Below are 12912 nucleotides of genomic sequence, written 5' to 3'. Positions count from 1 at the left end.
TTTTTTATTTGTCTAAAGAATAGGCCTCGATGGCTTCTTGAACAGAAGTTTCTTCATCAAAAATAAGGTGGCGGCTATACACTTCACTCAAGTGTAGTGATTTTTGCTCTAAGTGATCGACAAGCTCAAAAATATCTAGAATGGCTGCTAATTTTATGTTAGTTTGGCCACCTTCTGCATTATCATAGGTTTCCTCTGGGAAGCCTTGTTTGACTATTTCCTTCACTTGCAGTTGGTTCTTAGCTTTTACCAAGACGATTCGTTCTTCAAAGATTTTATCGGGTATATTGCTTGGTGATGAGATGGATTCGAATAATAATTTTGCGGAATAAATCCTTTGCATACGTCATCCCACTTCTTTCGTGTCGATTTAAATAATTTCCAGTATGTGTATAACATGATAACATAGGAATGACATCTTGCAGGGAATTCATAACGATAAATAGATTCATTACGGGGAGGGATAGAGATGAAGAATGTGGTTGATAACATAGGGGAAGTTCATGAAATTCTGTTAATCCTCATTACATGCTGCTCTCTCATCACGTTTAGAAGGGTTGCCAGATTAGAGAAGTATAAAAATAAGTTGAAAAGCCAATTTATACCTTACTGAGATTTGAACAGAAGAACACAAAAAAAGCCGGCTGAGCAGCCGGCTTTTCCTTATGAATCAGTATCCATATGCATGCCTGTATGTGCCTTTACTTGAATTTCCGTAAAGGTGTCTTCATCTGCTTTTTCAGACGAGAATATCGTGCCTAAGTATGCGGCAAGGAATCCGAGTGGAATCGAGATAATCCCAGGGTTCGACAGCGGGATGAGCGGCTCTCCTGTGAAGATGGCTGCTCCTGATGGGTCCCAGACGCTTGGGCTGAGCGAGACGATAATCAGTGCGCTCAGAAGGCCTGTTAAGCTTCCGGCGATGGCACCCGTAGAGTTAAATCGTTTCCAAAAAACAGTGAAGATAATCAAAGGTAAATTCGCACTCGCTGCGACTGCGAAGGCAAGAGACACAAGAAAAGCGACGTTTAAGGACTGGGCAAATAATGCAAGAATGATGGAGAGGATCGCCACGCCGATTGAAGCAAAGCGTGCTGCCTTCACCTGCTCCCGCTCACTCGCTTTTCCTTTGCGGATAATCTGACTATAAAAGTCATGGGCAAAAGCTGACGCGGCGGATAAAACAAGACCAGTCACCACTGCTAATATGGTCGCAAAGGCGATAGCGGAAACAAAGGCAAATAATAAATCTCCTCCAAGGGCTTGTGCCAGAAGAGGTGCGGCCATATTTCCGGCTGCATCTGCTGCTGTGATCGCTTCTGTTCCAACAAAGGCAGCAGCACCAAAGCCAAGGAAAACCGTCATTAAATAAAAAATCCCGATGATCCAAGTAGCAGAAAGAACCGATTTTCGCGCAGAAATCGCATCCTTTACTGTATAAAAACGAATCAAAATGTGCGGCAGACCTGCTGTCCCAAGCACTAAGGCGAGGTTAAGAGACAAGGTTTCTAAAGGCACATCATATTTATTTCCCGGGTGAAGAAACGATTCACCAAGCGGGGTTGCAGTTTTCATCTGTTCAAACATCTTTAGCAGACTAAAATCAAACTTTGCAAACACAAGCAGAGAAATAATGAGCGTCCCAAGCATGAGAAGCACAGCCTTGGTGATCTGTACCCAGCTGGTCGCAATCATGCCGCCAAACACGACATAAATGGTCATCAGGACACCCACGATCAGCACTGCGATCCAGTAATCAATGCCAAGAAGCAGCTTGATTAACGCACCTGCTCCAACAAGCTGTGCAATCATATAAAAAGTGGAGACTGTAATGGTATTAAAGGCGGCAACCCCTCGAATGGCAGGGCGCTTAAATCGTGCAGCGATCATATCAGCCATCGTATATTTCCCTAGATTACGAAGCGGTTCAGCTACAACGTAAAGAACGACAAGATACGCTACTAGAAAACCAATGCTATAGAAAAAGCCGTCAAATCCGTTTAACGCGATCATTCCAGCAATCCCTAAAAAGGATGCAGCAGACATATAGTCGCCAGCAATGGCAAGGCCGTTTTGAAACCCGGTCAAACCTCCGCCTGCTGTGTAAAAATCACTCGCATTGCTTGTTTTTTTTGCAGCAAAATATGTGATGACCAATGTGAGACCTACGATCGCTACGAACAAAATAAAAGCGGTCATGCTCATTCGTCATCACCTCTTGATTCAGTTTTTAAAGCGCTTACATAATTGTCGAACTTAGCTGCTTTTTTTGCATAAAGTCCACATAAAACCCAGGTCATGACAAATTGTGTGAGGGCGAATAACCAAGCCCATGAGATCGCGCCAATTGCCGGCGTGTTCAAAAAGGTGAAGTAGGATGTAGCAACCGGAAGTGAAAAGTAAAAGAGAAAAAAGAAAATCGTCATCGGTACGATAAATCTGCGTTTTTCCTCAAGAAGTTTTCGGAAATCCTCTGAAGCGGCAACCTTCTTATAATGAACTTTTTTGTCTGCCATTGTTTCCTCCTTTGTACGAATTAGGGACAAGGTACTCCAATGCATATGAGACGATCTGGCTGTTTATGACAGTATATCATAAAAAAGGCACCCGAAAAGGGTGCTTTCTATCGATAATTTGCAAGAAATTGTTCTCTCGCTTTTTCATATGCTTCTGCGTCAAAATGATCTCCGCATTTATGAATACACCAAGGCTCTTCTTGTTTTGCAATCCCAACTTCATAGCCCTGCTGAGTGAATTCAAAGGACTGCGAGACATCATAAAAATGAAAGCCATCAAAGAGGTCCTCACGCCACCTCACATCGTATTGTGTTGCCATGAATAGACCATCAATAGCCGAAGCTTTAATATAATCTTGTACTTCGGGCTGCTGACGGCCTCTTTCAAAGGAAAGCAGCTGATAGGTGTCGTGGCGATATTCAATGACTTTACCCCTGCAATCAGCACTCTCCCACCAAATTCCATTGTCAGGCACGCTTTCTGCTCCAATCACGCCCACCATGCCAAGTGATGGATTTTGTAAAAAAAGGGGGATGAGCTCGAGCAGCATATGCTGTTTGACAATCAAGGTATCCTGATGAAGGTAAATTTTAAACTGAGCTGGATGAGTGATGGCTTCATTGTAGGCAGAGGTCATACTTGATGCCTGTCTGATTGGTAAGACCTCCACATGGTATCCATGAGGAGCCGGAAGCGAAGCGAGCTGCCGGAAGCAAGCCTGAAACATCGATTCATCATTTACACATAAAACAAACAGGATGGTCGGATTACTCATGAAATGGAACCGCCTCGACCACATATTGATAGGCTGTAGCGGCCTCGTGAAAATCAGAACGAATGCCGTGTTTCATGAGTAATTCATGTAGGTCATTCAACACGCCTGCATAGGAAGGATGCTGTACGCGAATAGCCTCGAATTCGCGAATGCGAAAACCCGCTGAATGAAAGAGTGCATGTATTTCGTGAAGCGTGAAGAAGCGTAAATGGGTTTGATCCATTAACCCTGCATCTGTATAAGTAAATCTGCCGGCTAGTAATTCTAAAACCGTTGAAATGTGGCCGATATTTGGAATAGATGACAAGATGGCACCCTCTTTTTTAAGGAAGGGTTTCACCTTTTTTAAAACGGCCCAAGGGTCCAATAAATGCTCGAGGACATCTCCGAAAATAATGCAGTCAAATTGTTCATGGTCATAAGGGAGAGCCATCTGTTCAATATTTCCGCAGAGAACATGATCCAGCTCTTGCTCAGCCTCTTTTGCTGCGTCCTCAAATGACTCAATGCCATAGATGGTTCGGCCCTTTTGTTTCAGGACTTTTCCAAGCTTGCCTGTGCCGCATCCGATATCCAACAAAGACGTCCATTCCGCGCGAATACGACTGACGATGACCGGGTTTACCCCATGATAATACTGATCCTTTTTTTGGTGATAATACGAAAGGGAATCTGAACTCACGCTCTACCCACCTTTCTGCTTTCTCGTTGTTTTCATGGTTAATATATGGGTGGGCAGCTTGGTTTTATAACGAGAGAAGGACAATTTTCATGAATGCAACTAAAAAGGGATCATATAGAGAACGGGAAGTGGACTGTCCTCCTAATATAGAAAGACAGAACCCCATTGAGTGAAGGGATTGGTATGGAGAGGTGTTCAATTATTGTAGCGTATCGTCATGAAAGGATTTTCAAAAGGTCAATTGACAGGTCAGAACTTTTAGCCAAAGCAGTCTGAAAGACAAAGGATAACGGCGTTGATTTACGGTTTGTTTATCATCTTCTGATCACCGTTGGATGTTAAAAAAGCTTGTATTTCTTCGATGCCTAGTCCAATTTTTTTCGCTTCCTGAATCAAATAAACCCACTCTTCGTCAACTCTTCTTTTCACTTGCGTATCCATAATATCCTCCAGTTCAATAAGACATATTCACTGCAACCAATGACTTGAACAAACCGTCTAGTAACTGTACGTGTGGTTGAAAACAGCACAAAATAAATTTTTGTCGAAAAATGATGACATTTAACCTATTTTGTAAAACCTATCACCTACCACGTCCCTAAAAAAATGACTAAAAAACCCATAAATATTGAAATCTTACTTCTAATAATAAACAATTGTTATGTCAGTTGAAAGATTATAAATTAAAATAATGAAAAAGACCTAAAACATTTGACTCATATAAACCAATTGTGTTGACATTTGCCATCGAGTAGAACAAATTTCATCTTTGCAGGACGTACATATTGTTCGTTTGGGAAGTTCTTCTTAAGATGGTATTCTAAAAGAAACAGAAACCACCAAGAAGGAATGAAGAAAGACATGTATAGCCTTTTTCAAAAGTATCGAGAAGTTGTCATGTATCTTGTGATGGGTGTGTGTACAACCATTGTCAATATCGTCAGCTTCTATTTATTCGTTGAGATGTTTTCCATGGATTACAAAACAGCTACGGTTGTTTCATGGGTATTTGCTGTTCTCTTTGCTTATATCACCAATAAGAAGTATGTCTTCAAGCAAAAGGCTCGTGACACAAAAAGCCTCATGCGTGAGCTTTCTTCATTTTTTAGTGTTCGTCTCATGTCTCTAGGTGTAGATCTGGGGCTGATGATTTTATTTGTGAGCCAAATGGCGCTCAATGAAACCGTCGCAAAAATTCTCGTCAACTTTGTGATTGTGGTGGTCAATTATGTCGCCAGTAAATGGTTCGTCTTCAAGAAAACAAAAGAAGATGCGATTTAACACATAAAAAAAGATAGGTGATGTGAAATGAGCAGCAGGTCAGACGACTTATATGATGCCATATATCAACAAACAGAAAAGCAGCATGAACAAGTGCTGAGGCTAGTCAAAGAAATGACCGCACATCCTGAAGCGTTTTCGGAACAAGAAAAGGAAAAGATCAACCGAATGGACATTGCGCTTCAAACGGCAACGGACATTTTAGAAAACTTAATGACCCCTGATACGCAAATGACCATTGTTTTAAGACAAGGGAGAATTCATGTTGACCTGTCAAAAGCGTAAAAGAAGCAGCCAATGATAAAGCGGCTGCTTTTTATTATGCATCGCTTGTTTCCCGCATTTGCTTTGGAGACATGCCAATTTTCTTTCGAAAGACTTTATTCAAGTAATTCGCATTTCGGTAGCCGCACTGTATGGCAATTTCTTCAATCGAGTATTTCGTTGTTTTTAGTAATGTTTCCGCCTTCTCTAACCGGATATTGGTTAAGTAGTGAATAGGTGTGAAGCCAGTGGCCTTTTTGAATTCCCTCGTAAAATGACTTTTGGATAAACGTGCCGCAGCTGCCATATCGTCTGGGCCAATTTCCTCGTGAAAATGATGGCTGGCAAACAAGGCCGCTTGAACGATGGGCTCAGGCCATTTCTCCATTTGTCCCTCAAGCTTTGGCAAATATGAATACAGTTCCATGACAAATTGATAAGCAAGGCTAGACCCCTCAAATGGATTGGTAATCCGTCTTTCACTGGCTTCATCATAAATTTTCTTCAGCAGGCGGATCGGTTTGGAATTAGGATGAAAACGCATGACCTGCTTTCCTTGATCTATAAATTGGTCAAAGCAAAGATCGCAGGCGTCCCCATAAAGCGTCAAATAGAGAAATTCCCAATGCTCACTGTCTTCTGGAAAATAATATTGATAGGCACTTGGGCTTTTCACAAGAAAGGCCTGCCCTGGCAAGACTTTGAACCGCTTCTGTCCGATTTCAATCATGCCGTGTCCAGACAGTGTGAGCTGAAAGATGCACTTGCCCTGATCCTTCCGCTCCACGCCATTCCAGCTGTATAACGAAGATGATTGAACCTCCCAGCCAACAGACCATATTTGTGCCGGCAATGTAACATCAGAATGGTGAAAACGAAATGCAAATGCTTCCTTCTTCAAATTGGAAAACCTCCTTCACAGCAAAAAACAACCTTTTTCTATTTTGAATCATGGTACACCTCATATCACATCGTACCATTCACAGCAAAAAAAGGGTATTTTTTAACGATTTTTTTACCATTGAACTTACGCAGTTCAGGCAACTAAAATAAGAGTATCAGAAGAGAAAAGGGGAATGGATATGATCGATATGTTACGCACGGCATTTCACCAGCAATTTGGGGATAGAGAAGAAGAACTTCGCTATTTTTTTGCCCCGGGAAGAGTGAACCTGATTGGTGAACATACAGATTACAATGGAGGTCATGTATTCCCTTGTGCGCTCACTCTCGGTACATATGCAGCATGTGCCAAGCGGTCAGATGGCCGCGTGAGAATGTATTCCTTGAACTTTGATGGCGATGGTGTGAAAGAATTCGACCTTTTTGAAATCGCTTACTTGGAGTCAGACGGCTGGGCAAATTATCCGAAGGGCGTGTTCCATCAGTTTATCGAAGCAGGAATGAAGATAGAAGAAGGCTTTGACATAGTATACGGCGGCAATATTCCCAATGGTGCAGGCTTGTCTTCCTCTGCCTCCATCGAGCTTGTCACCGCTGTCTTTATCAATGAATGGCATTCATTCGGCGTTTCAAATGCCCGTCTTGCCCTCCTTTCGCAGCGTGCAGAAAATGAATTTATTGGCGTCAATTGCGGCATTATGGATCAGTTTTCAATCGCTCTTGGAAAAGAAGATCACGCCATCTTGCTCAATTGCGATACCCTTGATTTTGAATACAGTCCGTTTCGGCAAGAGGGGCTGGCGCTTGTCATTGCCAATACAAACAAAAAGCGGACACTGGCAGACTCCAAATACAATGAACGCCGGTCAGAGTGTCAATCAGCCTTAAACGATTTGCGAAAAGAAATCGATCTTGTCCACTTATGTGAGCTCACGGCTGATGAATTTGCCGAGCATGCCCACTTGATTCAGGATGAAACATGCCGCAAACGTGCAAGGCACGTGGTGACAGAAAACGACCGAACCATAAAAGCAGTCAAATTTCTGAAAGATGATAAAATGGAAGAAATAGGTGCGCTTATGAAGGCATCTCATCTCTCTTTAAAGAATGATTATGAAGTGACTGGATTTGAACTGGATACTCTGGCAGAAGCCGCTTGGCTCCATCCTGGAACGATTGGCTCCCGTATGACGGGCGCGGGTTTTGGCGGTTGCACGATCAGTATTGTGAAAGAGGAGCAGCTGGCATCATTTATAGAAGAAACGGGTGCGATTTATCAAGAGAAGACAGGTATTGAAGCCTCTTTTTACACAGCTGGAATTGGAGGCGGCGCAAGAGAACTCACGAAGGAGGAAGTGTAATGACGATTTTAGTGTGCGGGGGAGCAGGGTACATTGGCAGTCATGCTGTAGCGGCTCTTTTAGCGAAAGGTGAACAAGTAGTAGTAGTAGATAATTTGCAGACAGGCCACAAAGAAGCTGTTTTGGAGGGAGCTGTTTTAGAAGAGGGAGATTTACGAGATCAAGATTTTTTAAGACAGGTTTTCAAAACGCATCAAATAGAAGCGGTTATGCACTTTGCCGCAGATTCACTTGTAGGTGAGAGTGTAACAAACCCGCTAAAGTACTATGACAACAACGTTGGGGGAGCAACAGCTTTACTTCAGGTGATGAATGAATTTGATGTGAAACACATCGTTTTCTCTTCAACCGCAGCTGCGTATGGTGAACCAAAGCGTGTGCCGATCGTTGAAACGGATGAGACGAACCCAACCAATCCTTATGGAGAAACAAAACTTGCGATTGAAAAAATGCTGAAGTGGTCTGAGCAGGCATATGGAATGAAATACGTCGTGCTTCGCTACTTTAATGTAGCTGGCGCTCATACAGATGGACTTGTCGGAGAGGATCATCAGCCTGAGACACACCTCATTCCGATCATTCTGCAAGTGGCTTTAGGAAAACGAGATCAGATCATGATTTACGGTGATGATTATGAGACAGAGGACGGCACGTGTATTAGAGATTACATTCATGTCATGGATTTAGTAGAGGCGCACATCTTAGCAGTTGATCGTCTGCGTGCTGGAAAAGGAAGTGCAACATATAACTTAGGGAATGGCACAGGTTTCTCCGTGAAGCAGGTAGTAGATGCTGTAAGAAACGTCACGGGGCATGCGATTCCAGCACAGGTGGCTGACAGACGCGCGGGAGATCCAGCAAAGCTGATTGCTTCTTCTGAAAAAGCGCTGCAGGAATTAGGGTGGACACCTCAATATGCTGACCTTCACACCATTATTCAAAGTGCGTGGGATTGGTTTCAGAAGCATCCAGACGGTTACCAGAGTAAATAACGCGTAACAGGCAGGCAAGAGAGGGGACAGAGAGAATGGCGGTAGATATTTTTGAAAAACTGGAACAGCTGATTCAATACGGAGTCAACCAAGAGCTGATTACACCACTAGATATCGATTATACGAGAAATCGGCTGCTTGAGGTGCTTGGGCTGGATGAAGCTGAGGCAAGAACAGTCTCAGGGGATGCGGAACTTGAAGACATCTTAATGCCAATGCTGGATTGGGCAGTAGAGACTGGCCTTATCCCTGAGGGGACGGATACTTATCGCGATTTACTAGATGCGAAAATCATGGGATGCTTGGTGGCGCCTCCAAGTGTCATCTACGCGAAGTTTGAAGAGAAACGCCAGCATGAAGGACCAGAGGCGGCTACAAGCTGGTTCTATGAAATGCAGCAGCACGCACACTATATTCATACAGGCAGAATCGCCAAAAATGTTCAGTGGTTTACACCAACAGATGATGGCGAGCTGGAGATCACAATTAATCTATCGAAGCCGGAAAAGGACCCAAAAGCAATCGCTGAAGCCAAAAAACTTAGTCAAAAGCAATATCCTCTTTGTCTGCTTTGTAAAGAAAACGTTGGGTTTGGGGGACGGATCAACCATCCAGCGAGACAGAATCACCGGATTATTCCTGTGACACTCACAGATGAATCTTGGTTTCTACAATTTTCACCTTATGTGTACTACAACGAGCACTGCATTGTGTTCAAAGGCGAACATGAGCCGATGAGTATCACCAAAAAGACCTTTGAACGATTGCTTTCTTTCATATATATATACCCGCATTATTTCATCGGATCGAACGCCGACCTTCCGATTGTCGGGGGCAGTATATTAAGTCATGACCATTTTCAGGGCGGTGCGCATGAATTTCCGATGGCGAAAGCGAAGCTTGAAGATGTTTTTTCTCTGAGTGCCTTTCCGAATGTGAGGGCCGGGATTGTGAAATGGCCGATGTCTGTGATCCGCCTTCGAAGCAGCGATAGGCAGACGCTTGCAGACGCCGCTGACTTTATCTTAAACGAGTGGAAAATGTATTCAGATGAAGAAGTGGAGCTGCTAGCTCATACAGGGGAGACGCCGCATAATACCATTACACCAATTGCACGCCGACATGGAGATGACTATGAATTAGATCTAGTGCTGCGTAATAATCGTACAAACAAGCAGCACCCGGACGGAATTTTCCATCCGCACGAAGAAGTCCATCATATTAAAAAAGAGAATATCGGATTAATTGAAGTGATGGGTCTTGCAGTTCTTCCTGGTAGATTAGCAGAGGAATTAAGCCAATTAAAAGAAGCGCTGTTATCCCAAAACCCCCTTGTAGAAATCAAAGCCCGTCCTGCTATCACGAAACATGAAGCATGGGCAAAGCGTCTGCTTGAAGAGAAAACCTTTACAGAGGACAATACAGAAGCCATTTTACAAAAAGAAGTCGGCATGATTTTTTCTCGAATTCTCTCACAGGCTGGTGTGTTTAAAAGAACCGAGCAAGGGAAAACAGCTTTTAAACGTTTCATTCATACACTCATATAGGCAGGTGATTAGATGATTGAACAAGTAAGAACAATAATGGAAGAAAAACAGCTCGACGGTGTCTTAATTCAAAAGCGAAATAACTTCTCCTGGCTGACAGGAGGAAGAAGAAATCATATCGTGTTAAATACACCAGAGGGCGTGTGCAAGCTGCTTGTGTTAAAAGACGACATCGTCCTCATTGTGAATCAAATGGAAGAAAAGCGGATCATTGAAGAAGAGATGGCGTATATCGATCACCCATTTCAAGTGGTGACGATGGATTGGTTTGAGGATGATACGGCACACATTCAAACACTCACAAAAGACAAACGAATCGGATCAGACATTCAAATGGATGGATTCGAATCGGTTGAGCCGGATTTGTCGCAAGTTCGATCCATTCTTTCTGCATCACAGCTCCGCCAGTATGAAACGCTTTGTCATGAAACAGCGGTCATTGTAGAGAGTGTCTGTAAAGAAATCGTTCCAGGACAGACGGAGTACGAAATCGCTTCGCTTGCGGCTCAAAAAGCGATCGCGCAGGGAATGACGATTGAAGTGCTGCTTGTAGCAACAGATGACCGGATTCATCAATACCGTCATCCAATTCCAACAGACAAAAAACTTCAAAAGCATGCGCTTGTTGTCCTTTGCGCTGAACGGCATGGACTCGTGGCCAATGTCACAAGGTCTGTTTACTTCGGTCAGCTTCCACAGGAGCTTGAAGAGAACAAAGAGCGGCTGGCACGAATTGACACGGTCATGAATGCCGCTACGCGCCCCGGTAAGACTTTGGGAGACGTGATGAAAGCAGGTATCGCTCAGTATGAAAAAGAAGGCTTCCCTGATAGCTGGAAAAAGCTTCATCAAGGAGGAAAAACGGGCTTTGTATCTAGAGAAATTATAGCAGTTCCTTCATCTAAGGAAGAAATTCAGCTGCAGCAAGTGTTTACATGGAACCCTTCATTGCCTGGATTGAAATCAGAGGATACGATGGTCGTAGAGAAAGAGGGGAACCGCTTTTTAACCTATACAGGCAAGTGGACATACATTGACGTTGAACATGAAGGGGACATCTATAGGCGCCCTGATATTTTAGTAAGAGATGAATAATTGCAGAATGCCGGCGCTAAGCCGGTTTTTTGCTGGAAGTCATTAAGTGGGATTCCACATATTCAACATGATTACCAATTCTTACAGCGTATAGTCAGAGGATCGATACTTTCTTTTCTTATCAACTTGCGTTAAAATAAGTAAGGTTTTTGTTAAATGTGGGGATACCTATTTCGAAATTGTTTACCTAGATAAAATTTCATTAAGTTAAATTGAAATTTGACCAAACTTTTTTATTGTGGTAAACCTAAATTTGACAAAGTTCTTGATTGTTTGTCCTTTGCCTTCAACTCTCAACTTTTCAAAATCCTAGAAATTTATTGTGTGTGCAATAATATAAATTTATGTCGAATTTATGACATTTTAAAAGAAATCTGTTGAAAAATAAATGAACTTTTGAAAAAAGGGAAGCTAACTCTAACAGATTTTGATAGCATTACAAAGGGAAGAAAAGTTTTCGAAGGCAGATGGCTTTTCACAATTATTCAGCAATTTATACATTATCTAAGGAAGGATGGTGATCTTCTTGTTCAGAGCCATTAAACCTATGCTTTTATTAGCGATGCTCGTGAGTGTTTTTGTATTAGGAGGTTGCAGCAATATCGCTGTTTTAGATCCTAAAGGACCAGTCGCAGCACAACAAAAAGACTTAATCCTTTTATCTATCGGATTTATGCTCTTTATCGTTGGTGCGGTATTTGTAATGTTTACCATCATTTTGGTTAAATACCGTGAGCGTAAGGACGTTGGAAACGCCTCTTATAACCCAGAACTACACGGGAACACGCTTCTAGAAGTTGTCTGGACAGTGATCCCAATATTAATCGTTGCTGCCCTTTCAGTTCCAACTGTAAAAACAATTTACTCTTTGGAAGAGGCACCTCAAGCAACAAGCCATAAAGATCCTCTTGTCGTTTATGCGACAGCTGTCGATTGGAAATGGATCTTTAGCTATCCAGAGGAAAATATTGAGACAGTGAACTACTTAAACATTCCAAAAGATCAGCCGGTTTTATTCAAAATCACTTCCGCTGATACAATGGCATCACTATGGATTCCTCAGCTAGGCGGGGAGAAGTATGCGATGGCTGGAATGGAGATGGAACAATACCTTCAAGCTGATCAAGTTGGCACATATCAAGGAAGAAACGCCAACTTCACAGGCGAGGGCTTTGCTCAGCAAAAATTCAAAGTCAATGCGATGACGCAGTCTGACTATGATAAATGGGTAAATAAAACAAAGAAAGAAGCACCGAAGTTAACGAAGAAAACGTATGACTACTTGATGCTTCCTGATGCTGCAGATGTGCAGACATTCTCATCAACACATTTATCCTTTGCGAAGCATGGAGAGGATTCTGAATATGCACTCCAAGCACGCAAACGTTTAGGTTACCAAGCAGTTTCTCCGCATTCCAAGACAGATCCTTTCGAGAATGTGAAGAACTATAAAAGAAAATTAGAAACAGAATAAACTGACTAAGGAAAGGAGGAG

At 42.7% G+C, this 12912-nt stretch carries 14 protein-coding genes; 7 read left to right on the top strand and 7 right to left on the bottom strand.

The features are described from left to right. Positions 1-4: 4 nt before the first annotated feature. The 6 genes from MHI46_RS18155 to MHI46_RS18130 all read right to left on the bottom strand — a co-directional run bounded on the left by MHI46_RS18155 (position 5) and on the right by MHI46_RS18130 (position 4415). On the bottom strand, positions 5-343 hold the full coding sequence (locus MHI46_RS18155; RefSeq protein WP_129193191.1) for a DUF4288 domain-containing protein: 339 nt from the start codon (positions 341-343) through the stop codon (positions 5-7). Positions 344-663: 320 nt separating this feature from the next. Next, positions 664-2205, bottom strand: a complete 1542-nt coding sequence (locus MHI46_RS18150) for a cation acetate symporter (protein WP_024423846.1) — start codon at positions 2203-2205, stop codon at positions 664-666. Beyond that, positions 2202-2516 (bottom strand): DUF485 domain-containing protein, encoded by a 315-nt coding sequence (locus MHI46_RS18145; RefSeq protein ID WP_024423845.1) that lies wholly within the window; start codon positions 2514-2516, stop codon positions 2202-2204. Before MHI46_RS18145 ends, MHI46_RS18150 begins: the two co-directional genes overlap by 4 nt. 107 nt (positions 2517-2623) lie before the next feature. Beyond that, on the bottom strand, positions 2624-3292 hold the full coding sequence (locus MHI46_RS18140; RefSeq protein WP_342503004.1) for a glycosyltransferase family protein: 669 nt from the start codon (positions 3290-3292) through the stop codon (positions 2624-2626). After that, positions 3285-3974: a class I SAM-dependent methyltransferase gene (locus tag MHI46_RS18135; RefSeq protein ID WP_064498815.1), complete on the bottom strand. Its 690-nt coding sequence runs from the start codon at positions 3972-3974 to the stop codon at positions 3285-3287. The genes MHI46_RS18140 and MHI46_RS18135 overlap by 8 nt, the downstream gene beginning before the upstream one ends. A 300-nt stretch (positions 3975-4274) precedes the next feature. Further along, a complete protein-coding gene (locus MHI46_RS18130) occupies positions 4275-4415 on the bottom strand; it encodes an anti-repressor SinI family protein (protein WP_008345506.1) in 141 nt (46 codons plus the stop codon). 408 nt (positions 4416-4823) lie between these two features. On the opposite strand from MHI46_RS18130, the gene MHI46_RS18125 reads away from it, so the two are divergent. Together MHI46_RS18125 and MHI46_RS18120 are read left to right on the top strand one after the other, a co-directional pair. Next, the gene (locus MHI46_RS18125; protein WP_039182392.1) at positions 4824-5255 is read left to right on the top strand and encodes a GtrA family protein; all 432 of its coding nucleotides are present in this window, start codon (positions 4824-4826) and stop codon (positions 5253-5255) included. A 27-nt stretch (positions 5256-5282) separates the two neighbouring features. After that, a complete protein-coding gene (locus tag MHI46_RS18120; RefSeq protein ID WP_039182389.1) occupies positions 5283-5540 on the top strand; it encodes a hypothetical protein in 258 nt (85 codons plus the stop codon). A gap of 34 nt (positions 5541-5574) precedes the next feature. Here MHI46_RS18120 and MHI46_RS18115 read toward each other — a convergent pair whose 3' ends face one another. After that, on the bottom strand, positions 5575-6420 hold the full coding sequence (locus MHI46_RS18115; protein ID WP_039182386.1) for an AraC family transcriptional regulator: 846 nt from the start codon (positions 6418-6420) through the stop codon (positions 5575-5577). Positions 6421-6595: 175 nt separating this feature from the next. Between MHI46_RS18115 and MHI46_RS18110 the strand changes: the two genes are divergently transcribed. The 5 genes from MHI46_RS18110 (at position 6596) to qoxA (ending at position 12891) form a co-directional block, all read left to right on the top strand. Further along, the gene (locus tag MHI46_RS18110; protein WP_082672237.1) at positions 6596-7783 is read left to right on the top strand and encodes a galactokinase; all 1188 of its coding nucleotides are present in this window, start codon (positions 6596-6598) and stop codon (positions 7781-7783) included. Beyond that, positions 7783-8775, top strand: coding sequence for a UDP-glucose 4-epimerase GalE (galE, locus tag MHI46_RS18105; protein WP_039182383.1), 993 nt, complete (start codon positions 7783-7785; stop codon positions 8773-8775). The genes MHI46_RS18110 and galE overlap by 1 nt, the downstream gene beginning before the upstream one ends. 35 nt (positions 8776-8810) lie before the next feature. Then, on the top strand, positions 8811-10322 hold the full coding sequence (gene galT / locus MHI46_RS18100) for a UDP-glucose--hexose-1-phosphate uridylyltransferase (RefSeq protein ID WP_144468068.1): 1512 nt from the start codon (positions 8811-8813) through the stop codon (positions 10320-10322). A gap of 12 nt (positions 10323-10334) precedes the next feature. Continuing rightward, positions 10335-11417 (top strand): M24 family metallopeptidase, encoded by a 1083-nt coding sequence (locus MHI46_RS18095; RefSeq protein ID WP_058838479.1) that lies wholly within the window; start codon positions 10335-10337, stop codon positions 11415-11417. A 517-nt stretch (positions 11418-11934) separates the two neighbouring features. Beyond that, complete coding sequence (gene qoxA / locus MHI46_RS18090; RefSeq protein WP_099663814.1) at positions 11935-12891, top strand: cytochrome aa3 quinol oxidase subunit II; 957 nt, start codon at positions 11935-11937, stop codon at positions 12889-12891. Positions 12892-12912: the final 21 nt, after the last annotated feature.

Origin of the sequence: Bacillus sp. FSL K6-1000, from assembly GCF_038630785.1 — a bacterium.
GTDB classification, from domain to species: Bacteria; Bacillota; Bacilli; order Bacillales; family Bacillaceae; genus Bacillus; species Bacillus safensis.
The sequence above is the reverse complement of the archived record's forward strand: the minus strand, read 5'-3'. Positions and strand labels throughout refer to the sequence as shown.